Source organism: Sulfuricurvum sp. IAE1 (genome assembly GCF_004347735.1).
Taxonomy (GTDB): domain Bacteria; phylum Campylobacterota; class Campylobacteria; order Campylobacterales; family Sulfurimonadaceae; genus Sulfuricurvum.
Genome location: NZ_SLTI01000016.1, coordinates 1 through 25,666, shown reverse-complemented (window position 1 = coordinate 25,666; position 25,666 = coordinate 1). Strand labels below are relative to the sequence as shown.

22 protein-coding genes, 5 tRNA genes and 1 pseudogene are annotated in these 25,666 nt (G+C 54.4%); 17 read left to right on the top strand and 11 right to left on the bottom strand.

The window, feature by feature from the left end; translation table 11 throughout:
* Window positions 1–256, bottom strand: a pseudogene (locus E0765_RS12655) (hypothetical protein); the annotation flags it as partial.
* Between the two features lie 19 nt (window positions 257–275).
* Between E0765_RS12655 and topA the strand changes: the two are divergent.
* The 4 genes from topA to E0765_RS03505 are packed head-to-tail and all read left to right on the top strand — an operon-like array spanning window position 276 to window position 4,262.
* Window positions 276–2,501, top strand: a complete 2,226-nt coding sequence (gene topA / locus E0765_RS03520) for a type I DNA topoisomerase (protein ID WP_132811844.1) — start codon at window positions 276–278, stop codon at window positions 2,499–2,501.
* Window positions 2,450–3,013, top strand: a complete 564-nt coding sequence (locus E0765_RS03515; RefSeq protein ID WP_255417838.1) for a metallophosphoesterase — start codon at window positions 2,450–2,452, stop codon at window positions 3,011–3,013. The genes topA and E0765_RS03515 overlap by 52 nt, the downstream gene beginning before the upstream one ends.
* A 3-nt stretch (window positions 3,014–3,016) precedes the next feature.
* A complete protein-coding gene (locus E0765_RS03510) occupies window positions 3,017–3,865 on the top strand; it encodes a biotin synthase (protein ID WP_132811843.1) in 849 nt (282 codons plus the stop codon).
* Window positions 3,866–3,908: 43 nt separating this feature from the next.
* The gene (locus tag E0765_RS03505) at window positions 3,909–4,262 is read left to right on the top strand and encodes an AMMECR1 domain-containing protein (protein WP_132811842.1); all 354 of its coding nucleotides are present in this window, start codon (window positions 3,909–3,911) and stop codon (window positions 4,260–4,262) included.
* A 1-nt stretch (window position 4,263) separates the two neighbouring features.
* Here E0765_RS03505 and E0765_RS03500 read toward each other — a convergent pair whose 3' ends face one another.
* On the bottom strand, window positions 4,264–5,211 hold the full coding sequence (locus tag E0765_RS03500; protein ID WP_132811841.1) for an NAD(P)-binding domain-containing protein: 948 nt from the start codon (window positions 5,209–5,211) through the stop codon (window positions 4,264–4,266).
* Window positions 5,212–5,287: 76 nt separating this feature from the next.
* Here E0765_RS03500 and E0765_RS03495 point away from each other — a divergent pair, with 76 nt between their 5' ends.
* On the top strand, window positions 5,288–5,620 hold the full coding sequence (locus E0765_RS03495) for a hypothetical protein (RefSeq protein ID WP_132811840.1): 333 nt from the start codon (window positions 5,288–5,290) through the stop codon (window positions 5,618–5,620).
* A gap of 70 nt (window positions 5,621–5,690) precedes the next feature.
* Window positions 5,691–6,860: an OmpA family protein gene (locus tag E0765_RS03490; RefSeq protein ID WP_132811839.1), complete on the top strand. Its 1,170-nt coding sequence runs from the start codon at window positions 5,691–5,693 to the stop codon at window positions 6,858–6,860.
* Between the two features lie 42 nt (window positions 6,861–6,902).
* Here the strand turns inward: E0765_RS03490 and msrA are convergent, their stop codons facing one another.
* Window positions 6,903–7,427 carry a peptide-methionine (S)-S-oxide reductase MsrA gene (gene msrA, locus E0765_RS03485; RefSeq protein WP_132811838.1) on the bottom strand — a complete coding sequence of 175 codons (525 nt, stop codon included), beginning with the start codon at window positions 7,425–7,427 and terminating at the stop codon, window positions 6,903–6,905.
* A 428-nt stretch (window positions 7,428–7,855) separates the two neighbouring features.
* On the opposite strand from msrA, the gene E0765_RS03480 reads away from it, so the two are divergent.
* Both E0765_RS03480 and E0765_RS03475 read left to right on the top strand, forming a co-directional pair.
* The gene (locus E0765_RS03480; RefSeq protein WP_132811837.1) at window positions 7,856–8,521 is read left to right on the top strand and encodes a response regulator transcription factor; all 666 of its coding nucleotides are present in this window, start codon (window positions 7,856–7,858) and stop codon (window positions 8,519–8,521) included.
* A gap of 3 nt (window positions 8,522–8,524) precedes the next feature.
* Window positions 8,525–9,781 carry an ArsS family sensor histidine kinase gene (locus tag E0765_RS03475; RefSeq protein WP_132811836.1) on the top strand — a complete coding sequence of 419 codons (1,257 nt, stop codon included), beginning with the start codon at window positions 8,525–8,527 and terminating at the stop codon, window positions 9,779–9,781.
* On the opposite strand, the gene E0765_RS03470 is transcribed toward E0765_RS03475, so the two are convergent.
* Window positions 9,678–12,299 (bottom strand): ABC transporter substrate-binding protein, encoded by a 2,622-nt coding sequence (locus tag E0765_RS03470; RefSeq protein WP_132811835.1) that lies wholly within the window; start codon window positions 12,297–12,299, stop codon window positions 9,678–9,680. The two genes, E0765_RS03475 and E0765_RS03470, sit on opposite strands and share 104 nt — an antisense overlap.
* A gap of 98 nt (window positions 12,300–12,397) precedes the next feature.
* On the opposite strand from E0765_RS03470, the gene metH reads away from it, so the two are divergent.
* Complete coding sequence (gene metH / locus E0765_RS03465) at window positions 12,398–15,889, top strand: methionine synthase (protein ID WP_132811834.1); 3,492 nt, start codon at window positions 12,398–12,400, stop codon at window positions 15,887–15,889.
* Here the strand turns inward: metH and E0765_RS12445 are convergent.
* From E0765_RS12445 to E0765_RS03445, 5 genes are read right to left on the bottom strand one after another with little or no spacing between them, the layout of a single operon-like run.
* Window positions 15,886–16,038 (bottom strand): hypothetical protein, encoded by a 153-nt coding sequence (locus E0765_RS12445; RefSeq protein WP_165921649.1) that lies wholly within the window; start codon window positions 16,036–16,038, stop codon window positions 15,886–15,888. The two genes, metH and E0765_RS12445, sit on opposite strands and share 4 nt — an antisense overlap.
* Window positions 16,026–17,195 carry a replication-associated recombination protein A gene (locus E0765_RS03460; protein WP_132811833.1) on the bottom strand — a complete coding sequence of 390 codons (1,170 nt, stop codon included), beginning with the start codon at window positions 17,193–17,195 and terminating at the stop codon, window positions 16,026–16,028. The genes E0765_RS12445 and E0765_RS03460 overlap by 13 nt, the downstream gene beginning before the upstream one ends.
* Window positions 17,196–17,197: 2 nt before the next feature.
* Entirely contained in the window at window positions 17,198–17,587 is a 390-nt protein-coding gene (locus E0765_RS03455) for a secondary thiamine-phosphate synthase enzyme YjbQ (RefSeq protein ID WP_255417837.1), read from the bottom strand.
* Between the two features lie 5 nt (window positions 17,588–17,592).
* A complete protein-coding gene (locus E0765_RS03450; protein ID WP_223175665.1) occupies window positions 17,593–18,468 on the bottom strand; it encodes a pseudouridine synthase in 876 nt (291 codons plus the stop codon).
* Window positions 18,465–19,433, bottom strand: a complete 969-nt coding sequence (locus tag E0765_RS03445) for an SIS domain-containing protein (RefSeq protein ID WP_132811830.1) — start codon at window positions 19,431–19,433, stop codon at window positions 18,465–18,467. Before E0765_RS03445 ends, E0765_RS03450 begins: the two co-directional genes overlap by 4 nt.
* Window positions 19,434–19,477: 44 nt before the next feature.
* Between E0765_RS03445 and E0765_RS03440 the strand changes: the two genes are divergently transcribed.
* The 3 genes from E0765_RS03440 to E0765_RS03430 are packed head-to-tail and all read left to right on the top strand — an operon-like array spanning window position 19,478 to window position 22,258.
* Window positions 19,478–20,869, top strand: coding sequence for an NAD(P)H-hydrate dehydratase (locus E0765_RS03440; RefSeq protein ID WP_132811829.1), 1,392 nt, complete (start codon window positions 19,478–19,480; stop codon window positions 20,867–20,869).
* On the top strand, window positions 20,866–21,423 hold the full coding sequence (purN, locus tag E0765_RS03435; RefSeq protein ID WP_132811828.1) for a phosphoribosylglycinamide formyltransferase: 558 nt from the start codon (window positions 20,866–20,868) through the stop codon (window positions 21,421–21,423). Before E0765_RS03440 ends, purN begins: the two co-directional genes overlap by 4 nt.
* A gap of 58 nt (window positions 21,424–21,481) precedes the next feature.
* Window positions 21,482–22,258 carry a thiazole synthase gene (locus tag E0765_RS03430; RefSeq protein WP_132811827.1) on the top strand — a complete coding sequence of 259 codons (777 nt, stop codon included), beginning with the start codon at window positions 21,482–21,484 and terminating at the stop codon, window positions 22,256–22,258.
* Window positions 22,259–22,299: 41 nt separating this feature from the next.
* Here the strand turns inward: E0765_RS03430 and E0765_RS03425 are convergent, their stop codons facing one another.
* The gene (locus E0765_RS03425; RefSeq protein ID WP_132811826.1) at window positions 22,300–23,523 is read right to left on the bottom strand and encodes an MFS transporter; all 1,224 of its coding nucleotides are present in this window, start codon (window positions 23,521–23,523) and stop codon (window positions 22,300–22,302) included.
* Entirely contained in the window at window positions 23,520–24,890 is a 1,371-nt protein-coding gene (locus tag E0765_RS03420) for an APC family permease (RefSeq protein WP_165921648.1), read from the bottom strand. Before E0765_RS03420 ends, E0765_RS03425 begins: the two co-directional genes overlap by 4 nt.
* Window positions 24,891–25,117: 227 nt before the next feature.
* On the opposite strand from E0765_RS03420, the gene E0765_RS03415 reads away from it, so the two are divergent.
* The 5 genes from E0765_RS03415 to E0765_RS03395 all read left to right on the top strand — a co-directional run bounded on the left by E0765_RS03415 (window position 25,118) and on the right by E0765_RS03395 (window position 25,626).
* A tRNA-Pro gene (locus tag E0765_RS03415) sits at window positions 25,118–25,195 on the top strand.
* A gap of 42 nt (window positions 25,196–25,237) precedes the next feature.
* Window positions 25,238–25,314 (top strand) — tRNA-His (locus tag E0765_RS03410).
* Between the two features lie 47 nt (window positions 25,315–25,361).
* Window positions 25,362–25,438, top strand: a tRNA-Arg gene (locus E0765_RS03405).
* A gap of 11 nt (window positions 25,439–25,449) precedes the next feature.
* Window positions 25,450–25,526: transfer RNA gene (locus E0765_RS03400), tRNA-Arg, on the top strand.
* A gap of 15 nt (window positions 25,527–25,541) precedes the next feature.
* Window positions 25,542–25,626: transfer RNA gene (locus tag E0765_RS03395), tRNA-Leu, on the top strand.
* The last annotated feature ends 40 nt before the right edge of the window (window positions 25,627–25,666 follow it).

Sequence of the window (25,666 nt, the reverse complement as noted above, 5' to 3'; positions counted from 1 at the left end):
GACCTGAACTCAGGTGCGCCAAACTGTTATCTAGACCTACATTGTTTTTGGTAGAGTACATGTGCGCATTCATCGCACCGACGTTCGTGTTAATTCTAAAACCCATGATAAATCCTTTTATCGCAAGAGCCGAAGCCCTCAAGTTTTTATCAGCGTCCTTGCTGCTGTAAACCATATCGGGCATATAAAAAAAAACTTTAGCCGTTTTACAATTTTTTTTGTTACACTTTCGAAATCTATCGGCAATATTATCCATATTATATAGGATTGACTATTTGAAACTCATCATCGTCGAGTCTCCGGCCAAGGCCAAGACCATCAAAAACTTTCTCTCCAAAGACTACGAAGTCATCGCTTCCAAAGGGCATATCCGCGACCTTCCGAAAAACCGCTTCGGGATCAAGATCGATAACGAAACCCTGATCCCCGAGTACCGGATCAGCGACGACAGCACCGCAACCGTCAAACAGATACAAGAGCTCGCCAAAAAAAGCGATCAGATCTACATCGCGACCGATGAAGACCGCGAAGGAGAAGCGATCGGCTGGCATATCGCCCACGCCATCGACAAAGATCCCTCCGCGCTTCCGCGGATCGTTTTTCACGAAATTACCAAAACGGCCATCACCCACGCCCTCGAAACCCCGAGATCGATCGACATGGACCGGGTAAACGCCCAGCAGGCGCGCCGTCTTTTGGATCGGATCGTCGGGTACAAACTCTCCCCGCTGCTGGCCAGCAAAATTCAAAAAGGGCTTTCCGCCGGGCGGGTGCAATCCTCGACGCTCAAAATCGTCGTCGACCGGGAGCGTGAGATCCGCGCTTTCGTCCCCGAAGAGTACTGGAGCATCGACACCGTATTCGTTCCCGACATCGAAGCGACCCTGACCCTTCTGAATGGGGAAAAAATCGACAAGCTCTCGATTAAATCGGGCGACGAAGCCAAAAAAACCGTAGAGACGCTCAAAGCACAGCAATACACGGTCGGAGAGATTGAAACCAAAGAGCGCAAAAGCTCCACGCCTCCACCGTTCATGACCTCGACGCTGCAGCAGGCGGCCAGTTCGCAGCTTGGCTTCTCGCCGAAGAAAACGATGATGATCGCGCAGGCCCTATACGAGGGGGTCAAAACGCCAGAGGGGACCAGCGGGGTCATCACCTACATGCGTACCGACTCGCTCAACCTTGCAACCGAAGCGGTCGAAGCGGCACGCGAAGTGATCGGCGAACGCTACGGAAAAGCCTATCTCCCCGAAAAACCGAAAGTCTACGTCAAAAAGGCCAAAGGGGCCCAGGAAGCGCACGAAGCGATCCGTCCGACCATGCTCTCGTTCACCCCTGAAATTGCGGCCGGTTACCTCAAACCCGACGAAATCAAACTCTACCGCCTCATCTATAACCGCTTTCTCGCCTGTCAGATGAACGATGCCCGTTTCGAACAGCAAAGCATCGCGTTCGTCTCCGAAGCGGCCGAGTTCCGTGCAACGGGGCGCAAACTCCTCTTCGACGGTTTTTACCGCGTCACCGGAAGCGATGACAAAGACAAACTCCTGCCGACCCTGCATACGGGCGAATCGATTTCGATCCAGAGCATCGGGTGCGAGCAGCATTTCACCGAGCCCCCTTCGCGCTATTCCGAAGCAAGCCTGATCAAAAAGCTCGAAACCGAAGGGATCGGACGCCCTTCGACGTACGCACCGACCATCTCGACACTGCAGGCGCGCGATTACATCACGATCGAAAAACGCTCGATCATTCCGACCGAAATCGCCTTTACCGTCACCGAACTGCTTGAAAAACATTTCAACGAAATCGTCGACGCCGGGTTTACCGCCCAAATGGAAGAGACCCTCGATGAGATCAGCGAGGCGGGGAAATCATGGCACAAGATCCTCCTTGATTTTTATTACCCTTTCATCGAGAAAATCGAAGCGGGGAAAACATCCATCGCCAGCCTGAAGATGGCCAAGCCGCTCGGACGGAACTGCCCGCAATGCGGGAGCGAACTCCTGTTGCGTTCGGGACGCTACGGCGAATTTATCGCCTGCAGCGGGTTCCCAAAATGCAAATACACCGAACAGACCGAAGAGAATAAAAAAGAGGACGCGGGAAATGCTTCGGACGAAACGAGCGAAGAGACCTGCGAAAAATGCGGCGCGCCGATGGTAATCAAAAACGGCCGTAACGGCAAGTTTTTGGCGTGCAGCGCTTATCCCAAATGCAAAAACACCAAAACGCTCGCCGAGCAGAAAGTCTCCGCCGTCCCCTGTCCCGACTGCGGCGGGAAACTGATCTGGCGGCAGTCGCGCCGGGGGGCATTCTGGGGATGCGAACATTACCCCAAATGCAAATTCATCTCGAAATTCGAGCCGAGCGACAAAAAATGCGAACTCGAAGGGTGTGACGGCGCGCTGGCGCGTCGTACCTACCGCAATAAAGAGGTGTATGAATGCACCAAATGCAAAAACCGCACGCCGGTAGAAGAAGAGAACGGGGAATGAAAATCGGCCTTTTGTCCGATACCCACAGCAAAAAAGGGCGTTCGCAACGTATGATCGACCATCTTGTGTCGCAAGGGGCGGAGTTTTTGATCCATGCGGGCGACATCGTCAAGCCCGAAATCCTCGAACAACTCAAAGCCAGCGGTTTACGCTACGTCGCGGTATACGGGAATAATGACGCGAAACTGGTCGAATACCATGACCGGTACAATCTTGTAGAAGAACCCCATTATTTCAAACTCGGCGGTGCGACGTTCAAGCTGATGCACCTGCCGTTTTACATGACCGCGGATGCCGAAATCGTGATTTTCGGCCATACCCACGTGTTCGAATGCGATTTCAAAAACCGCACCCTCTTCCTGAACCCGGGAGAATGTTGTGCACGGGACAGAGCGTTCTCCAGCGGGGCGATGCTTGAAATCACCCAGGAGTTGCTCAGGGTCACCCATTATTCGCGTGCCGTGGGAAGCGACACGTTCGAAGAGCGCCATTACACCTTTGAAAGATCGTAAACCATGAAAAAAATATTTCTCTGTTCCATCTGCAACATCAACAGCGGTACCTGCAACGAGGATTGCAAATTCTGCAGCCAGAGCGTCAAATACAAAGCCGATATCGAACGGTACAAACAAAAACCTGTCGATAAAATTCTTGATGAAGCGCGACGCCTTGAAGCTCTCGGCGCACTCGGGTTCTGCCTCGTGACGGCCCAAAAAGGGCTGGACGACAAAACACTCGAATTCGTCTGCGACGTCGCACGTGCGGTAAAAAAAGAGGTCCCGAGGCTCCGTTTGATCGCCTGTAACGGTACCGCTTCGGTAGAGCAGCTTCGCGAACTGCGCCAGGCGGGGGTCGCGGCCTACAACCACAACCTGGAGACAAGCCGCGAATTTTATTCCCAAATATGCACCACCCATCCGTGGGAGGAACGGTATGAGACATGTGAAAACGTCAACAGCGTCGGATTGAAACTGATCAGCGGCGGTATTTTCGGAATGGGAGAGACCCACGAAGACCGCATCAGCATGCTCCGCTCGCTTAAAGAACTCAATCCCGTATCGGTCCCGTTAAATTTTTACCACCATAATCCCGCTCTGCCGCTCGATCCAAGCCCGCTGAGCGTGGATGAAGCCCTTTCTCTCATTACCCTTGCACGCCAAACGCTCGATGGGGCCGATCGGATCATGATCGCCGGCGGACGCGAAATCACCTTCAAAGAACGGCAAAACGAAATTTTTGACGCGGGAGCCAACAGTATCGTCATCGGCGACTACCTCACGACCGCCGGACGTGACGCCCATCAGGATCTGCAAATGCTTCGCGGACTCGGTTTCGAGATTGCTACCTCACCCGAAGACAAATAGGCTATAATAGGGTACCGCGATCCAAAAAGGGAGGAAGTGTTCCGTGTCACAATCGGTACTGCTTACCATTGCCCGCCGCTCCATCGAAGAGGTTCTTCAAGCTGAAAACATCATCGACCGGAACGAATTACTGGAGCAATATCCCGTTTTGACGCAGCCGATCGCAACGCAGGTCAACCTCTATCTCGGTGACGAGCTCAGAGGAAGCGCCAAAAGCGTCTCTGCCGAACGGTCACTGCTTGAAGACATCATCCGCAACGCCAAAATCGCCGCTTTTCAGGACAACCGTTTTTCTCCACTGGTCACTTCCGAATACCTTCGTACTTCGGTCGAGCTGATCCTTTTCAGCGCCGAAGGACCCCTCAGCCATAAAGACGCCCCGATTCTCCCGGAATAATTTAGAGCGACTGGATGTAACGGGCGATCGCAAAGCCGTGATTCAGCCCCAGCGCGATGGAGCCTCCCGATTCCTGGGTAATATCTCCGGCGACGAAGAGGCCGGGAATATTCGTCTCGTAATTGTCGTCATGGACCGGCTTTCCGTCCTCTTCACGGATCCCGCTGCCTGCCAAAAAACCGCTCGGCGTCGTCCCTCCGATCGCGTAGACAATCCGGTCGAACGGTTCTGATGAACCGTCGGCGAACAGGACGTTCACTTTTCCGCTTTCGTTTTCGAGCCCTGCGATCTCGGTGTTCAAAAGCGCCCGGACGCTTCCGTTTGCCATCGCCTGTGCGATATCGGCCTGGTTGGTGGGGTTCGCCCGACGAAACGTCCCCCGCCGGTAACAGATCGCCACCTCGTTTTTACCTGCCAGTTCGACCGCATATTCAATCGCCGAATCGCCTCCGCCCACCACCATGATCTTTTCCCCCGCACCGCAGCCGTCAAGCGTATAGTGAACCTGATCCCTGATGGAGGGGGGAATTTTGTAATCGGGTTTATTCGGCTTTCCCATCCGCCCGATCGTCACGACGACGTACTTGGCCCGAACCGTGCCTCCCGCAATCTGCACGTTGAACGCATCGCCGTCTTTAACGATTTTCTGCACTTCGGTATGGGTCCGGAGTTCAAGCACTTCATTATCAAGCAGACGGTCGAAAAAATCGAGGGTTGACTCTTTGGTTCCGTCGACGAAATAGATGGTTCCGTCCAGCTCGACCTTCTGCCCTTTCCAATCCTTGTCGACCCGTTTGCTGTCTTTGTAAAATTTGCGGATGGTCGCATTGTGGTTTTCGTCTTTTTCCAGCAGCACGATATCGCGCATTCCCAGCACGTAACTTTCCACGGCCGTCGCTATCCCGGCCGGCCCGGCGCCGATAATCGCCAATTGGTAGGTGTGTCCCATCCTTTTTCCTCGTCGAATTGAATTTCATACTGTATCACAAAGAGAGATAAAATTTGATTTATGCTATGATGGACGGATGTACTATGTAATACAACGTCATCACGGAAATCCCAAGAAGCATTACATCGCTTATACGGTTCCCAAATACATCAGTTCCACTACGAGCCAGAACGTCATTTTCGAATTCCGCCAGGACGGCGCCGTCAAACGCAAATGGGCCCCGAAAAGCGACATTGTCCTCCTCACCGACGATCGCGCTCTCTTCGAATCGATCCTCACCAAACTCGAAAACCTCAAAAAAAACCACCTCGAACGGATCGACGAAGCCGAGATGCAGCTCAACCGTGAAATCTCCGAAATGCTGAGCGCCATGCAGTCCGAATTCGATAACATTAAAGAAAGCAATTAACCTTTCGTTCACACCCTTTGATTAAAATAGTGTGTTATACTTTGTGAACTATGAATCGAAGGAGTTAATCATGAAAAAAATCGCTTTGTCCGCGTTGGTTGCGGCAACGCTCGTTTCGGGGGCGGAATATAATTACGAAATCAGTCCGGTCGTCGGGTATCTATGGAACAGCACTTCAGATGAAACCAACGCCGGAGCAATGGGCGGGGTCGACAACCGTGCCGTATACGGTGTCGAAGTCCAGATGAATAACGCCTGCGAACTGATCAAGCCCGAAATTTCGGTCCTCTACGGGCGCGACCGCGCAGCCGGCTATGCCGACAAAACCGGGGTATTGACGACCATGCTTAACGGCGTCTACGAAGCCGGCGATTTTTCGGGAATCACCCCTTTTGCCAAAGCCGGTGTGGGATATGAATGGTATACTAATACCCACCCCAACGACTATGACGGCTTTTTACTCGACGCCGGGGTGGGCATGAAAGCCGCCCTGACCGAGCAGCTTGCGTTGAAGCTCGAAGGTCTGTACCTGTACAAAATGAACCGCAACGGCGTAGACGGCAGCAACGGTGAAGTGCACAACATCGCCGCGCTCGTCGGTTTGAGCTACAGTTTCGGCGAAAAAGCGGCCCCGGCGGCAGCGCCGGTTGCCGTACAAGAGAGCAAACCCGAACCGAAACCCGAGCCTAAGCCTGAACCCAAACCTCTCGTCGCCGCTCCGCTTGACAGCGACAAAGACGGGGTCTTTGATTCGAAGGACCAGTGTCCCAACTCTCCGGCAGGCTTTGCGGTCGATGCCAAAGGGTGCAATCTCGACAGCGATAAAGACGGCGTTCTCGATCCCGCCGATAAATGTCCCGATACTCCGGCCGGGTTTAAAGTGGATGCCGATGGATGTCCGCTCAAAGCGACTCTTCACCTGAATTTCGCGTTTGACTCGAACAAGGTGGTCGATGCCGACAGCACTGTGAAAGTCGATAATTTTGCAACGTTCATGAAAGATAGCCCGGCATATAAAGCCGCGATCGTCGGCCATACCGATTCGGTCGGAAAAGAAGCCTACAATCAGAAACTTTCCGAAAAACGGGCCGAAGTCGTCAAATCGATGCTCGTAGAGCGCGGCGTCGAAGCAGACCGCCTCTCCACCAGCGGAAAAGGCGAATCGACGCCGATCGCCACCAACAAAACCAAAGAGGGACGTGCGGAAAACCGCCGTATCGAAGTCGAACTTTCACACTAATATCTCAGATGCGGGGTTCTTCCCCGCTCTTGCCGCTCGACATTACCGCGTTGCTTTTTCAGCGAATTTTTTCATGAACTTCTCTATTTTCGGAGCGATTACCGCATAGCAGTACCCCTGTGTCGGATGTTCGTCGTAGTAATTCTGGTGATACGGCTCCGCCGGATAAAATTCGCTTAGGGGGGAGAGTTCGGTGACGATCGGATCGTTCCAGTCATTTTGGGCCTTTCGGATCGACTCGAGTGCAGCTTGACGCTGTTGTTCATTGTAATAATAGATGACGGAGCGGTATTGTGTCCCCCGGTCGGCTCCTTGCGCGTTCAGCGTCGTGGGATCGTGGATCGCCCAGAAAATTTCGAGTATTTCGCCGTACGTGATGATGTCGGGGTCGAACGTCACTTCGACCACTTCGGCATGCCCCGTCGCCCCCGTACAGACCTGCTCGTAACTTGGATTTTTCCGCTTCCCTCCCGCATATCCGCTGATAGCACTCTCAACTCCCCGCACACGGTGGTAAACCGCTTCAATGCACCAAAAACACCCTCCGCCCAATAACGCTTTTTCCATGACCGTCTCCTTTTTGGTGCGATTATGCGTTATTCGTTCTGTCGGACGCGTAAAAAAATTATTTTGGATAAAAAGATTAAGATGCCCATTTTTTAATCAATTATTTGAATATTTTATACATCTATTCTTTTACAATGTCATTGTTTCGTCAAAACCGTTATCGTCCGGTAATCTTTTATCGGTACGATACCGTCAATCTGATACGAAAGGAGTACGATAATGGAAAAGATGACGCCGTTTGACAAAATGCTGCTCAAAAAACTTCGCCGATCCAAACGTTCCAGCTGGATGGTCGACTAACGTTTCTCTTTGCTCGTAAGAGCAACTGCATTCACCCCTTCTTGACTACTCATAATTACCCTGTATTCTTATTGTTAACATCCATACGTCATAATGACGTTTCCATTCCACCATTGCGAGAAAAACCGATGCTGTTTGCCCTGATGATCGAAGACGATCCCGACATTACGACGCTTCTGGTCAATTTTCTCAAAAGCTACGGCATAGCCCTCACCGCCCTGCCTACTCCCGCCGAAGGGCTGGAACTCTTGTCCCGCGAACGGTTCGATTTTATCATTCTCGATCTCACCCTTCCCCAGATGGACGGGTTGGAAGTGTGCCGCGCAATTCGAACCATCACCGACGTGCCGATCATCATCTCCAGCGCCCGCAGCGACATCCGCGACAAAGTCGTAGCCCTGGGCTACGGTGCCGACGACTATCTTCCAAAGCCCTACGAACCCCGCGAACTCATCGCCCGGATCAAGAGCGTGCTACGGCGCTACCGTCCGCAGCGGGTAAACGAAGCCAAGCGCTTCTCCCTGAACCGGGACGAGCAGTCGATTCTCTTTAACGGCGCACCGCTTTCCCTGACCCGTGCCGAATACGAAATTCTCGCTCTGTTCATCGATCATCCAAACCAGACTCTCAGCCGCGATTTTCTCTCGGGACATTCGGCATCGATTTCGCAGGAGAGTTCCGTTCGCACGGTAGACGTCATTATCAGCCGTCTGCGGCAGAAAATCGAGCAAGACCCTAAGACGCCGCGGCATATCCACTCGGTACGCGGAAGCGGATACCGTTTTTCGGGTTAAACCGTGGGACAGAGTATTTTTTTCCGGATCACCCTCTTTTTCGTCGTCGTCATGCTCGGCGCCGGGATCGGATTTTACGCCCTCGACGTTCAGCTTCGCAAAGAACATGAATCGCGTTTGCACACGGAAGCACACGTCATGCTCGGAATACTGCGCCAAAGCATCGTTTATCCCCGTGCGCAGCGGATAGCATTCCTGCACGAAAAAGGGTACCGCGTTCTTGTTCCCGAAGATGTGCTGATACAATCGCTTGAGCCTGCTTTTGCGGGTATTCCCGATGACTATCCGGTTGAAATCAAAGATTCGATGCGCGAGGGGATCATCCGCGTACTCAAAGACTCCGATCATCTCTACATCCATCTGCTCCGCGCGTCTCCCCCGATGGTGGTCGCCAAACCAGGAGCGGCGCACCGTTCGTCATGGCCCGACGTCGTTTTCGCCACAGTTCTGGGTGCCTTGCTGGTGCTCTACTTTGCCATCGTGCGTACCCTTTTCCCCCTTACACGCCTCATCCGTTCCATCCGTAATTACGGTCTCAACGGTCAATACCAATCGATCGCTTCAAAAAGCCGGGATGAAATCGGCCTCATCAGTACGGCGCTCGATACCGCAATGCGTAAAAACCGTTCACTCATCGAAGCGCGGCAGCTCTTTTTGCGCAATATCATGCACGAACTTAAAACGCCGATTACCGTGGGCAAACTTGCCCTTCCGTTTCTGAAAAAAGGGGAAGAAAAATCGATTCTCGAAAGGGCGTTCGTCCGGATGGAGCAACTGATCCAGGAGGTTGTGCGGGTCGAGCAGATCACCTCCGGAGAACTCCGACCTGATCTTCGTTCCTGCGACCCCTCGCAGATCAGCGAACAGGCGTGTGCGTTGCTCTTTTTACGCGAAGAACAGAGGGTCGAAACCTGTTTTGACGGCACTCTCATTACCGCAGACTGCGATGCGTTCGTCAGCGTCTTCAAAAACCTCATCGACAACGGGCTTAAATACAGTCCCGACCACGCGATGCGGATCGAACAAGAGGGCGATGTACTGATCTTTTCAAACGTGGGGGACGTATGGGAATCCAACCGGACCCTCGCTTCATTGAGCGAGCCTTTTTTTCACAGCCGCTCCCATTCCGAAAGCTTCGGGCTGGGACTTTACATCGTCAAGTCGATTCTGGACGCTCACGGTTTTGAGATGAACCATCGCTATCGGGACGGCCGCCATCGGTTTGAGGTGCACTGTCATCACCCGCAGACGAGCGGTTGAGCCGTATCTCAAAACAGGCCCCTTTCTGTGCGTTGTACACGCTCAATTTCCCGAGAAAATGCTTTTCGATGATCGTTTTGGCCATGTAAAGCCCGATTCCCGTCCCCTGTGATTCGAATTTAGTCGTGAAATAGGGATCGAATATCTTGTCGGCGATCGCGGGGGGGATTCCCCCTCCCGTATCCTCGATGGCGATCGTGCAATAGCGTTCGTCGCTGACGCATCGGATGATGATTTTGCGCTCTTTGCTGCGATGCAGCTCGATCGCCTCGCGCGCATTGTTGATAATATTGATCAATACCTGCTTGAGTTCGTTGGGATAGACAAGGACTTCGGTGGAAGGGTCGATCTCCCGCTCGACCGTGATCTTTTTACGGATCAGAAGCGGCCCCAAAAGCGCTTCGACATCGTTAACCAGCGCATTGATATTGACCGGGATCCGGCTACGGTCTTGTTTGAAGAAATTGCGGAAATCGTCGATCGTCTGGGACATGTACTGTATCTGCGCTTCGGCGATATCGATCACCTTGCGCGTATCGCTTTTGGGGTCAAGCGGACAGTTCAGGCTCAACCGCGTCATCGACAGCCCCAGGATATTGAGCGGCTGACGCCACTGATGGGCTATCGATTCGAGCATCGAGCCGATTTCGGCCATCTTGGCCTGCTGCATCAGGAGTTTTTCCTGTTTCCGGTTTTTTTGGACCGCTTTTTCAATCTCCTCCTGAAGCCGCTGATTGAACATCTCCAGTTCGTCCGTCCGTTTTCGGACCAGCACGTCCAAGCGGCGGTTTTTGTACGCAATGAGAACAAACAACACCGCCATGAAACCGACGATCCACCATACGACCCGATAATTGACCTGCGGTGCCGGATCCATGGCGAGCCATCGTCCGTGAATCTCTTCGTATTCGGCCGGGGTGATGGAACTGAGTACTTTATCGCTGATCGAGGCCAGCATCTCCCAATCCTTGCGAAACGCAAAGCTGATCTCGTACTGGTAGGGGGTTTCGCCGACTACCTTCAGATGCCTGATACCGTGACGCTCTATAAGGTAGCTGACGACTCCCAGCCCCTCGATACACGCGTATGCCTCTCCCGAAGCGACTTTGTTGAGTGCTTCAAGGGCCGAATCGGCAACGACCGGGATGATTTTCGGATAATGTTTGCGCAATATCTCTTCGGTGGCATACGAACGGACCACCGCGACTTTCTTTCCGTCCAGATCCCCCAGATCGTTGACGAATCCTACTTTGGAATTGGCTACGATGACCATCGTCTGCTTCATGTACGGCCGGCTGAACGCAAGACGCTCCCGACGGGTGTCGGTAATCGCCGCACTAGAGAGCATATCGAGCTCTTTGTTGTACACCGCCTGAAGCGAATCACTCCAGTACCGGCGGCTGTAATCGACTTCGAAACGGACGCCGAGGCGCTTTTCGAGAAGGGACAGATACGAAGCGCTGATTCCGAAATGGCGTCCGTTCTGATCGACCGATTCGATAGGCGGCCAGTCGTGGTCGATCCCTACACGGATGACTGGGTGGGCTTTGAGCCAGGCTCTCTCATCCGCCGTGAGATGGAGCGAGCTTTGTTTGTACAATGCCGGACCGAACGGGGGCGTCGATTTCACCACCCCCATCAGACGATATCCCTGGGCAATCATTTCCAGCCGCATCGGGTCAATCGAGCCGAAACTGACGTTGGGCCTGAACGCGAGGTCGCGCAGGACTCTCCCCTCGTAAATGAGGGCTTCGAGGGATTTACCCTGCGGATTGTAATAACGGTGGATCAGTGCGGCCGTCTCTTCGATATGGTCGAACGCCCAGAGCCATCCCCGGATCGACGCATCGTAAAAAGCATCCGCGCGCTGAGGGTGTTCGGCAATCTCCTGCTGCGTCGTGAACAAAATATCGCTGTAATAATCGAACCCGTACTCTTTAGGATCGATCGGATGGGTTTCGATCCCCATCTTCTGAAGGATAAACGGCTCGTTTGACAGATACGCGACCATCGCGTCGGTCTCATTACGGGCCAGCGAGCGCGGATCGTACGAATGACGCTGAAGCTTCAAATCAGCATCGTGGAGCCCGGCGCTGCGGAGCATCGCCTGCATCTCCGCCCCTTCGATCGTGTCGGGAGTCAGCATCACCCGTTTGTGTTTGAGATCTTTCGCGCTTCGGATATTCGCGTCTTTACGGGTAAGAAGCACCATCGGGGAAGACTGGTAAATCGCCGCCATCATAACGATCGGCGCGCCTGAGGCGTAATTGACCACCAAAGACGAGCGCCCCACCCCGTATTGCGCTTTTCCCTGCGTCACCGCCTGGATCGAATGGTGTGCGCTTTTGGCGTCTTGAATCGTGACATCGAGCCCGGCATCGGCGTAATACCCTTTTTCCTTGGCAACGTAATAACCGGCGAACTGGAACTGGTGAAGCCACGAGAGCTGCAGCGTAATTTTCTCGGATGCCCACACCCATGAAGACAATATCGCCAGAATCAGCACCGCTCTTTTCATTCCAAGAGTGTATCCAAACAATTATATCGGCTCCCTTATAAGCGCTTATGCTCCTTTTTGCTAGAATCGCGCCAATTTAGCGAAACAAAGGTTTTTTTATGTCGGTCAAAGCCTACCTCCTCGATACCATCACCCGTCGTCCGGTCATTATCGACGGCGCCATGGGAACGCAGTTGCAGGAGCGTGCCGACAAAATTCCCGAAAGCGCATGGGAAGGAATGGAGGGATGCAACGAACTCCTCAACGTTACCTGTCCCGAAGTAATGGGTTCCATTTTCCACGCCTATCTCACTGCGGGGGCCGATCTGATCACCACCAATACCTTCGGCTCCTTCCGATGGGTTTTGGACGAATACGGAATCGGCCACCGTTCGTACGAACTTTCCCGTGCCGGGGCGGCGGTGTGCAAAGCCGAATGCGACAAATTCTCTACCCCGGATCATCCCCGTTTTGTTTTAGGTTCCATCGGGCCGGGGACGAAACTCCCCTCGCTGGGGCACATCCATTATGACGAAATGTTCCAAGGCTACGTCGAGTGCTGCCTGGGGCTCATCGACGGGGGAGCAGACATCTTCCTCCTTGAAACCTGCCAGGACCCGCTCCAGATCAAAGCGGCGCTCCACGCCTGCGAAGCCGCCAACACTGAACGCGGAACCGACCTGCCGATCATGGTCTCGGTTACCATCGAGCTGGCCGGAACGATGCTCATCGGAACCGACGCGCAGACGATCGCCGCAATCATGGAGCCCTTCGATATCCTCAGCCTCGGATTCAACTGCGGCACAGGCCCGGAGCAATACGCCAAACACGTCAAAACCCTCTCGGCAGTCTGGGGCAAACCGATTTCGGTTCACGCAAATGCGGGTCTGCCCCAAAACCGCGGGGGGTATTCGTTTTACCCGATGGGACCCGATGAGTTCGCCGATCGCCAGTGCGGCTTCCTCGAATACGAGGGGGTGAGCTTCCTCGGCGGCTGCTGCGGTACGACCCCCCAGCACATCCGAGCGCTGGTCAACAAAGTCAGCACCCTCAAGCCCAAAAAACCGATCGGCAGCCAGCCCAATGCTCTGGCCTCGCTGTTTGGCACCGTGCCGCTGATGCAAGAACCCGCCCCCCTGCTGGTCGGGGAGCGTTCGAACGCCACCGGGTCCAAAGCATTTCGCGAACTGCTGCTCGCCGAAGACTACGAGGGAACCCTCTCGGTAGCCCAAGAGCAAGTGCGCGCGGGGGCGCATGTCCTTGATCTCTCGGTCGGATTTGCCGGCCGCGACGAAACCAAAGACATGAATGCCGTCATGGCCCTCTACGCGCAGAAGATCAACCTGCCGATGATGCCCGACTCGACCCAGACACCGGCGCTGGAGGCGGCACTGAAACTCATCGGGGGAAAACCGATCATCAACTCAGTCAACCTCGAAGACGGGATTGAAAAGTTCGACAAAGTGTGCGCTCTGGCCAAAAAATTCGGGGCCACCCTCGTGTGTCTCACCATCGACGAAACGGGGATGGCGAAAACCAAAGAACGTAAACTCGAAGTGGCCGAGCGGATCTATACCCTCGCCACCCAAAAACACGGGATCAACCCCGAAGACCTGGTCTTCGACCTACTTACCTTCACCGTCGGTTCGGGGGATGAGGAATACCGCGACGCGGCGATCCAGACGATCGAAGCGATCCGCGAATTGCGCACCCGCCATCCCGAGGTAGGGGCGATTCTGGGACTCTCCAACATCTCGTTTGGTTTGCACAAAGATGCCCGCCCGTATCTCAACTCGGTCTTTTTGCACCACTGCATCGAGGCAGGTCTTACATCGGTCATCATCAACGTCAAGCACATCATCCCGATGGCCAAAATCAGCGACGAAGACAAAAAAATCTGTGAAGACCTCCTCTTTGACCGCCTTAGCGATGGCGCTGCCCTCTTCAACTTCATCAACCACTTTGACAGCCGCGAAGCGATCGACACCGCCGCGGAAGACGAAGCGTATCTGGCGATGAGCGATGAAGAAAAAATAGCCAAGCTGCTGATGGATGGGGACAAGGAGCGGATGCTCCCGCTCGTCGAAGAAGTCCGCCATCATATCGCCCCCGAACGTATCGTCAATGAAATCCTGATCGATGCGATGAAGGTAGTCGGGGAACTCTTCGGTTCGGGTCAGATGCAGCTGCCGTTTGTGTTGCAAAGCGCCGAGACGATGAAAGCGACCGTTGATGCCCTCAACCCTTATCTCCCAAAGCAGGAAAAAACGACCGAAACCGTCTTGGTCCTGGGAACCGTCAAAGGGGATGTCCACGACGTAGGTAAAAACCTCGTCGACATCATCCTAACCAACAACGGCTTCAAAGTGATCAACCTGGGGATCAAGGTGGAACTGGAGAGTTTCGTCGAAGCGGTCAAAAACTCCAACGCCTCGGCGATCGGAATGAGCGGATTGCTCGTCAAATCGACCCAGGTGATGAAAGAGAATCTCGAAGCGCTCGCCGCATCGGGGATCGAAATCCCGATTCTACTCGGCGGTGCGGCGCTCACCCGCAGCTTCATCGACGATTTCTGCCGTCCGATCTACAAGGGGCCTATTTTCTACTGTAAAGACGCGTTCGACGGGGTCACGGCCATGGGACGGATCGAAGCGGGGAATTTCGATACCGATCTGCACGGCAACGCGCGCAACGAGTGGGAAGAAAATATCAAAGAAACAGTCATCATCCCACCGTTCGCAGAGATCAAAATGCCCTCGCGCGACGTCCGTATTCCGACACCTCCGTTCTGGGGGCGTCGCGTCATGTCCATAACGCCGCAGATGATGAATCTGGCGTTCGAATGGGTCAACCACAAAATCCTCTTTAAACAACGCTGGGGATACAACTCCAAAGGGCTTACCAAAGAGGCGTACGACAAGCAGCTAAACGACGTCGTGTGGCCGGCCTACGAACGGCTGAAATCGCAGTTTGTGAACGAAGGGCTCTTCGATCCCAAAGTGATCTACGGCTACTGGCCCTGCCGCAGCGACGATACGACATTATTGGTGTTCGATGAGGGCGAGGGGTGGAATAATGAAAGCGAGCGCAATCGCGAGCCTCTCGAAAGCGTGATCGGACGCGCAGCGCATCAGTTCACCTTCCCGCGTCAGCGCAAAGCCCCGCACCGGGCGCTCAGCGACTTTTTCCACCGCGAGTCTCACGACCTGCTCGCCCTCACCTGCGTAAGCGCGGGTTCACGACTCAGCGTCTATGAAAAGGAGCTCTACGATGCCGGAAAATATTCCGAGTACTACCTCGTTCACGGGCTTGGGGTGGAACTCGCCGAAGCGCTCGCCGAAATCGCCCATAAACAGATCCGTCTGGATCTGGGAATCAGCGATAATGAAGGCTCGACGTTAGCCGACGTGCAGATGAACAAATACCAGGGGTCGCGCTACAGTTTCGGCTATCCGGCGTGTCCCGACCTGGAACTCAACGTTCCGCTCTTTGATCTCCTCAAACCGCAGGAGCTGGGGATCACCCTCTCCGAGACGTTCCAGATCGTTCCGGAGCAGTCGACGTCGGCACTCGTCGTTTACCACCCGAACGCGACGTATTACAATATTTAAGGGGATTTTTTTCCCCACACCTTGTCGATCCATTCCCCCATCTTTGCCATCATTTTATACGCGATCGGAACAAAGTCCCGATTCGCTACGCTGACGCTGAGTTTGCTTCGGCAGCAGGCCCGCGCAAAGATGGGTACTATTTTTTCCACACCTTGTCGATCCATTCCCCCATCTTTGCTTCGTAGCCGCTGTTTTTGAATTCGACGAACTTGAGGGGTTGGGAGAGGTATTGTTGCTCGACCCATCCGCCGAAATCGTGGGGATAGAGATAGTTTTCGTTCTGTTGGCGGATCGTTTCGGGGATCTCCAGAATCACTCCGTTGCGTACCGCATGCTGCGCTGCGTTGATCGCATTGTATGCCGTGTTCGATTTGGGGGATGCGCACAGATAGATCACCGCCTGAGCGAGGATGATACGCGCTTCGGGATAGCCGATCGATTTGACGGCGCTCATCGCCGATGTCGTCAGCGTCAATGCCTGAGGGTTGGCGTTGCCGACGTCTTCGCTCGAGAGGATCACGAGGCGGCGCGCGATAAACTCCGGCGGTTCTCCCCCTTCGATGAGGCGGGCGAGATAGTAGATCGCCGCATCGGGGTCAGAACCTCGGATGCTTTTGATGAGGGCGGAAGCGAGATCGTAGTGGACTCCCGCTTCGGAGCTTCCCCGTGCCTGTGCCGCCGGACGCAATGACGTAAGCAGCTCTTTGGTGATCGGTTTTTTCAGTGCCGTCGCCACCTCGAGAAGTTTGAGCATCGCCCTGGCATCACCGCCCGAACTGCGGATCAGGTATTCGCGCCCTTCCTCATCTGTTTCCACCCCCGTTCGTACTAACAAAACGGCTAACGCCTCCTCACCGATCTCTTTGAGTTCAAACAGCAACGAGCGTGATCTCATCGCCGCCGTAAGGCTGAAATAGGGGTTTTCCGTCGATGCACCGATCACTAACGCGGTGTTTTTTTCCATAACCGGGAGTAACACCTCCTGCTGATTCTTCGCCAGACGATGAACCTCGTCGATAAAGATCAACGGACGGGTAAGGGCATTTTCGTATTGATCGAAAATTTTACGTAGCTGATCGATTTTGAGGGAAGTGGCATTGAATTCATAAAAGGGAAGTCCCATCGTCTCGGCGATGATGCGGGCAAGGCTCGTCTTGCCGCATCCCGGAGGGCCGTAAAAAAAAGAGTGGGTGAGATTGCCGCTTTCGCAGAGCGAACGCAGGGGAGCATCTACGGAACACAGATGATTCTGCCCCACCACCTCGTCAAACTTTTTCGGACGAAGCAGATAGGTAAAGTCCGCCACGATTAACCCGCAATAACCTTGATAACCACTTCGCGCTCCTGTCTTGGACCGTCGAATTCACCGAAAAAGACCCCCTGCCATTTACCGAACATGGGGCGTCCTTCGTGAACGGGGATACTTACCGACGCTCCCATCCGCGACGATTTGAGATGCGCCGCGGCATTATCCCCGACATGGGTGTAATGTTCGTCGCCGGGAATGGTTTTCGACAATGCCGCAAGAAGGTCGCGGCGCAGGTTCGGGTCGGCGTTTTCGAACAAAAAGACGCTCCCGGTCGTATGCGGGGTGAAAACGACGCAGATCCCCTCTTTGACACCCGAAGTGATGACCGCTTCTTTAACTTGTTCACTGATATCCATCAGTTGTGTTTTATGACTGGTCGGAAATTTCATGATTTTCATTGTTTACGGCTACCTTTGATCGATTTTTTTGCGGGTTTTGGCTTTTCGCCACCCGGTTTTCGGGTTGCTCCGGCTTCCGGAACTTTTTTCTCTTTTTTATGTTTTTCGACTTTCTCTATAGTATCTAAAAAGTCGCGCAATGAAGCGTATTCATTGCGTTCGAGAAAGCGGACTTTTCCGGTAGGGAGGTTGTTCAGATCGATCCCGCCGAAACTGAGCCGTTTGAGATCAACGACTTCGGCGCCGAAATGGGCGAAAAAGCGGCGGAGTTCGCGGTTTTGCCCCTCCCCGATCGCCACCTTGAGGACCGAATAATCCCCCTGGTTTTTCTGAATCTGATAGGCAAAAAACGGCGCGAAGGTCATCGAGGTGATCTCACTTTTTTCATGCGCGCCCGCACTCGCATCCTCGACGGTGATCCCCTCGTCCATCGCCTTCATCATCGCCTCGGAGACGGGGCCTTTGATCTTGATCTTGTACACCCGCTCCATCTTGGACGTCATCAGCGCCGTCGCGACACGCGATGCGTCGGTGAGCAGCAGCAGCCCCTCGCTGGCAAAGTCGAGCCGTCCGACGGGGATGAAATGGCGGTACTGCTTAGAAAGCGAATCGTAAATCGTACGCCGCCCCTGCGGATCTTTTTTGGTAACGAGCTCCCCTCTGGGCTTGTTATAGACGATGACGGTAAACTGATCCTGCGGGACGATCTTTTTGCCGCTGATCATCACCTGATCGTGTTTTTCGTCCACCTGGGTCGCGGGGTTCGTTTCGATCTCGCCGTTGATCCGGACGTAACCGTCCTGAATTGCCTGATCGGCTTCACGGCGCGAATAGGTCGAGTAATGGGCGATGAATTTGTTCAGACGCATCATGATATACCTGCCTCCACAAGGGCATGAAGGTGCAATGCACCCTGAATGACGCCGGTATTGTCGGTGACGACCAGCAACTGGATTTTTTTGTTTTCAATCAGCACGAGCGCGTCGCTGGCAAGCATCGATGCATCGTCGATGCTCAGGGGATGCTTGGTTGCATACTCTTTCGCCGGAGCGTCCAGGGAGAACGATTCGTTCATCAGCGCCCGACGGATGTCCCCGTCGCTGAGCAGCCCCGAGAGTTTCCCCTCTTCATCGGTCAGCATCACCGTTCCAAGACGCCCTTCGCTAAGAGTTAAAATCGCCTCTTTGAGCGGGGTATTTTGATCGACGACCGGGAGATTCTCACGGCGCATCAGGTCTGCAACCTTCACAAAAAGCCGTTTTCCAAGCGCACCCCCGGGGTGGAACGAAGCAAAGTCCTCTTTTTGAAAATTCCGCGCCCGCATGAGGCATACCGCCAGGGCGTCCCCCATCGCCAGCGTCAGGGTCGTCGACGAGGTGGGAGCCGCATCGAGCGGGCACGCCTCTTTGCTGACGTTGATGTCGAGAACGATATCGCTGGTGCGCCCCAGCGTCGAGGAAGCGTTGCGGGTCATTCCGATCAGGGGGATGTCGAAACGCTTGATGTGCGGCAGGATCGAGCTGAGTTCCTCACTCTCTCCGCTGTAGCTGATCGCCAGCACCGCGTCATCGCGCCCGATCATCCCCAGATCCCCGTGAAGCGCCTCGGTAGGATGCAGAAAAAAGCTCGGCGTTCCGGTCGATGCGAACGTGGCCGCGATCTTGGCACCGATCAATCCCGATTTGCCGACTCCGGTGACGATCAGTTTTCCGCGGCACGAGAGGATCGTTTCGACGGCACGGGAAATTTCATCCCCTAACCGTTCCTTCGCTTCATTGAGCATCGCGGCTTCGATTTCAAGTGTGTTTTTGGCTATTGCGATATAATCGTTGTTCATAAAAATAATTATAGCCGAATAACCTTATTAATTCAGGGCCGACCATGCGCAACCTCTATCTCGAAGTCAATTCGCTCGATCAGCGCGGCGTTTCCAAATACGCCCTTTCCGAAGAAATCATGATGGAACACGCCGCTGCGGGGATCAGTGCCCAGATCCGATGCCGTTTTCCAGAAGGCTGCTCCGTTCTCATCGTCTGTGGCAGCGGCAACAACGGCGCCGACGGTCTGGCACTCGCCCGTCTGCTGGCGGGAGATTACCGTATCAGCGTCCACCTCCCTTTCGGGGCGAGCTCCCCTCTCGCGCAACGCCAACGCGAGCGCCTCGAAGCGATGGGGTACAAACATACCCCCATCGAAGGCCCCTACGACGTCGTCGTCGATGCCCTTTTCGGCAGCGGGCTCTCGCGTGCACTGGGACCGACCGCGATCGAAGTGATGGAAAAACTCAACGCCCTGGACGGTTTCAAAATCGCCTGCGATATCCCCAGCGGCCTACATCCTTCGGGCATGCCCGATAGCTATACTTTCCGCGCAGACCTTACCGTGACGATGGGCGGGCTTAAACGTTCTCTCTACAGCGACGCAGCCAAGGAGGTGTGCGGAGAGATTCTCACCTGCGATCTTGGGATCGGCCGTTCGTTTTACGAAATCCCTTCGGCATGGCAACTGCTCGAAAAGTCCGATCTTTCCCTGCCCCTTCGGACCCGTGCTTCGGCGCACAAAGGAAGTTACGGCCATCTCGCCGTCGTCTGCGGCGAAAAAACGGGAGCGGCGGTCATCGCCGGTTCGGCCGCCCTGCGCTTCGGTACGGGGCTGGTAAGCCTCATCAGCAACGAAAACGTGTCAATCCCCTTTGAACTGATGCAAAGCCATTCCGTCCCTTCCACGGTTACGGCGGTAGCGATGGGGATGGGGCTAGGATGCGAATTCGACGACGGCGAACTCGAAACGTTTTTGAGCAACGAACTGCCGATGGTGCTGGATGCCGATATTTTTTATCATCCGCTCCTCCCAAAACTCCTCAAACGAAGTCAAATCGTCCTGACCCCCCATCCCAAAGAATTCACGCAGATACTCCGCTGCTGCGGCATCGCCGACATCGACGTGCCGACGCTCCAAAAAAGCCGTTTCGAATACGCCGAACAGTTTTGTGCGGCCTACCCCGCTGCGGTCCTCGTTCTTAAAGGAGCTAACGTCGTGATCGGCCGCAACGACCGCTTTTTTATCAATCCCCACGGAACCGTCGCGTTGGCCAAAGGAGGGAGCGGGGACGTCCTCGGCGGCCTCATCGGCGCATTGCTGGCCCAGGGATACGACCCGCTCGATGCCGCCTTGCAGGGTTCGCTCGCCCACACCCTTGCGGCCAAAGGGTTTGAAGGGCATAATTACGCTCTCACTCCGTTTGACCTGATAGAAAGAATCACCCGCTTATGAAAAAAATCGTTGCCCTCTTCAGCGGCGAGGGAACCAACCTCGCGAACCTGATCGACAAACTTCACCTCAAACATTGCGCCATCGTCTGCGCCATCACCAACAATCCCGAAGCGGGCGGAATCGCCAAAGCCCGTGCGGCGGGAATCCCGGTCGACGTACTCGATCACCGCGACTATGAGAGCCGCGAAAGTTATGACGCGGCGCTGGTAAAACTCATCGACGAATATCAGCCCGATCTGGTCGTGCTGTGCGGCTTTATGCGGATTCTCACCCCCGTATTCACCTCACAGGTCCGCTCCATCAACCTCCATCCCTCGCTTCTTCCCGCATTCAAAGGGGCCCGTGCGATCGAGAGAAGTTTCGAGAGCGACGAAAAAACCTGCGGCGTCAGCGTCCACTGGGTGAGCGACGAACTCGACGGCGGCGAGGTGATCATGCAAAAAAGCTTCGTCAAAAGCGAGAACGAAACGCTCGAAAGTTTTACGGCCAAAATACGCGCCATCGAGCATGATATCCTACCCTTAAGCGTCATCGCCTTACTGAAGGAAGCATAGAATTCCTAAGAGTTTCTATGTTATAAGTCCCACATTAAACTCCCAAGGAGCCCTATTTATGCATACCCTGCAAATCGGAAAGTACACACTCGGAAGCCGCCTGATCGTCGGCAGCGGCAAATACGATTCGTTCGAAACCACCAAGGCAGCAACCCTCGCCAGCGGTTCGGAACTCATCACCGTCGCGGTACGCCGTCTGAATATTACCAACCCCAATGAACCGAACCTGCGCGATACGTTTGCAGGGACAAACGTGAAATTTCTCCCCAATTCCGCCGGATGTACGACCGCCGAAGAGGCGATCACCCTCTTCCGTCTCACCCGCGAGGCGACGGGGATCGACCTCATCAAACTCGAGGTGATCGGCGATACCCAAAAAACCCTCTATCCTGATGTCTTGGAGACGATCAAGGCATGCGAAGTCCTCGCCAAAGATGGCTTTACGATCATGGCCTATACCTCGGATGATCCGATCATGGCACGCCGCCTCGAAGATGCGGGAGCCCATGCCATCATGCCGCTGGCCGCACCGATCGGCTCGGGGCTAGGGGTACAAAACCGCTATAACATCGTGTTTGTCCGCGAAGCGGTCAAGGTCCCCGTGATCGTCGATGCGGGGATCGGATGCGCTTCGGATGCGGCGGCGGCAATGGAGCTTGGAGCGGATGGGATTTTGACCAATACGGCGATCGCCCAGGCGAAAGATCCGATCGCGATGGCCGAGGCGATGAAACACGCGGTCATCGCGGGGAGACTCAGTTATATGGCGGGGCGGATTCCGAAACGTCCGTATGCGACGGCTTCTTCTCCGGTAGACGGAATGATCCAATTTTAATAACTTCTATCTACTTTTCTGAGCAAACAGAAAAGTAGATATCACGCTTCTATATAATCCAGATCCTCATGAAACGTCTCCCGCGTGTAATACAACGCGACCAACGCGATCGCAAACGTCACCGTCCCCACGATAGCCGCTGATCCCAGAACCCCCATGCTCTCTTTGAGGAGCATGAAACTTGAGGTGATGGGGACGACCGAACCGCGGACGAAATTGGGGACCGTCGTGGCGACCGTCGCACGGATATTGGTGCCGAACTGCTCGGCCGCCATCGTGATAAAGAGGGCCCAGTAGCCGCAGAAGACCCCCAGAAAAAAGGCCGCGACGTAAAACGCTTCGACGCTGGCACCCGAAAGGGTGAAATAATACCCCACGCTCGCCACCGACAGCACCATAAACACGGCATACGCCCGCTTCCGGCTTCGCATCTGCTGAGACAGATAGCCGCTGGCCAGATCGCCGACGGAGAGGCCGATGTAGGTATACATCAACGCCGCCCCCGCACTCACTTCGCCCTGAATCGACAATGCCTGGGCGAATTCGGGGGAGAACATCACCAAAACGCCCACCACGTACCACAGCGGCATTCCGATTACGATCGCCTTGACGTATTTGGAAAACAGCTTTTTATGGGTGAAAAGGGCAAAAAACTGCCCCCGCTTGATGTCGTCGCTGACATGATGGGTAAACATCTCCGATTCCCGGACGCGGAAGCGGAGCACAAGCAGCATGAACCCCAGTACCCCGCCGATAATGTAAGCGTTGCGCCACGCAAACAGATCGGCGACGATGTTGGCCGCGACGACCCCAAGAACACCGAATGCCGCGATTGTCATCACCCCGTAGCCCCGCAGCTCTTTGGGAAGGATTTCGGCGACCAGCGTCACCCCCGCTCCCAGTTCTCCGGCCAGACCGATCCCCGCGATAAAACGCAAAATCGCGTACTGTTCGACGTTGGTGACAAACGCGTTGAGCAGATTCGCCACCGAATAAAGGATGATCGATGCGAACAGCACCGACAATCTCCCCCGCTTGTCCCCTAGGACCCCCCAAAGGATCCCCCCGATCAGCATCCCAGCCATCTGGGCGTTGAGGATGATCGAGCCCCAGTAGGTAATCCCTTCTTTATCAAGCCCCAGTTCGGTGAGACTCTCGACCCGTACGACCCCGAATAAAATCAGGTCGTAAATATCGACGAAATACCCCATCGCGATGACGATGACGGGGAGTGTCAGAACCTGTTTCACTACACTCGCGCTCATCGGTTCAGCTCACTGTGTTTTGATCCGTAAAAAGCGTAGATCGCCATTCCGATCAGCGACCATCCGATAAAGCGGAGCCACGTCTCAAACGGCAGCCCCGCCATCATGAAGATGATGAGGATAAAATTGAGCGGCATCAGGATTTTAAACGCCGGAACTTTAAAGGCGGGCTGAACCGTATTCTGGCGGCGCAGGACGATGATCGCCACCGCGACCATCAGATAGGCGAACAGGGTCCCGATGTTGACCAGCTCCGCAAGCGTTTTGAGGGGAACCAGTCCCGCCATCAGGCTCAACAGCGCCCCCCCGATCAGCGTCGCCTTGAACGGCGTGTTGTAAGTGGGATGGATGGCGCTCAGGTTTTTCGGCAGCAGTCCGTCCCGCGCCAGCGCGAACAGCACCCGGGTAAACCCGAGCCCCATGACCAGCATCACCGTCGTGATCGTGATGACCGCCCCCAGGGCGATGATATTGGCGGCAAAGGGCTCGTTGACCTGATACAGCGCAAACGCCAGGGCATCAGGAACGTTCAGTTTGTCGTAGGGGACGATGGCGGTGAGGGTAAAGCTGACCAGAATAAAGAAAATGACCGAGATCAGCAGTGAAAGAATCAGGCCCCAAGGGATATTTTTCTGCGGCTCTTTCGTCTCTTCGGCGACCGTGCTGATCGCGTCGAATCCCAGGTAGGCAAACAGAATGAGGGCCGCTCCGTGCCATACTCCTTCCCATCCGAACGGGAAAAAATTGGCGAGATTGTTGAAATCAATATGGGGGATTCCCACTACGACAAACGTGATGAGGATTGCGAACTTGATAAAGACGATCGCCGAATTGACCCGAGCGCTCTCCTTGATCCCGATCGCCAGCAGCACAAAAATGGCCAATATGATCCCGAACGCGCTGATATCGATGTAGGTTCCGGCCTCCGGATTATAGGCTCCGCTGAGCGCCAGAGGGACATGGATTCCCAGGCTGTTTTCCAAAAACCCGCGCAGATAGCCCGACCATCCCGTTGCGACCGCCGCCGTCGCGACGCCGTATTCGAGAAGGAGATTCCACCCGACGAACCAGGCGAACATCTCCCCCAGCGAGGCAAACGTGAAACTGTAGGCACTCCCCGCCACCGGATAAGCCGCGCTCAGTTCCGCATAGATCAATGCCGTAATCCCGATCATCACGGCCCCGAGTAAAAAGGAGAGGACGATCGCAGGCCCCGCCATCGTCGCGGCCGCCTGACCGGTAATGACGAAAATTCCGGCCCCGATGATCGCACCGATACCGATAAACGTAACGTCCATCAGGCCGAGGCGACGTTGAAACTCCCCGCCGACCCCCGACATCTCTTTTTTCCGAAAATACTTCTTCATTCCCCTCTCACCCCTTCGCTGGAACTGCGCCTCTTATGGCCGCTATGCCTCGATAATAAGTCCCGATTATACATAAAGTTTAATGGCGTTTTCTTGTCTCCATTCCCCTTTCCCCTCCGTTTCCCCAAAAACATTACCATTGTAAACAGATCTCTTGACAAGATTTTTTCTTTCCGATATAATTTCGCCTCACTAATTTAGCTCGCTTTCGGGTAAATTAGGAAGGTCGGGGCGTAGCTCAGTATGGTTAGAGTACTTGGTTTGGGACCAAGGGGCCGGAGGTTCGAGTCCTCTCGCCCCGACCACGTTTTTTTCTTTCCTGTATCATTCAAATAGATTTTTTCATGGTGGGTGTAGCTCAGTTGGTTAGAGCACCAGATTGTGGTCCTGGGGGTCGTGGGTTCAATTCCCATCATCCACCCCATGTTTCTGTTTGGATACCTTTTGATACGCGATGTTTTAGAAGGATGTGCGTCCGTAGCTCAACTGGATAGAGTAACGGACTTCGGATCCGTAGGTTATAGGTTCGAACCCTATCGGGCGCACCATATAGTCTTTCGCGTCCTTAGCTCAGCTGGATAGAGCAATGCCCTTCTAAGGCATCGGTCAGAGGTTCGAATCCTCTAGGGCGTACCACCTTAGACTTTTTATGCGGACGTGGTGAAATTGGTAGACACGCCAGACTTAGGATCTGGTGCCTCACGGTGTGAAGGTTCAAGTCCTTTCGTCCGCACCACCCCTAATATAGGGACTTTCAAAGCTTTTTCTTCTTCTTT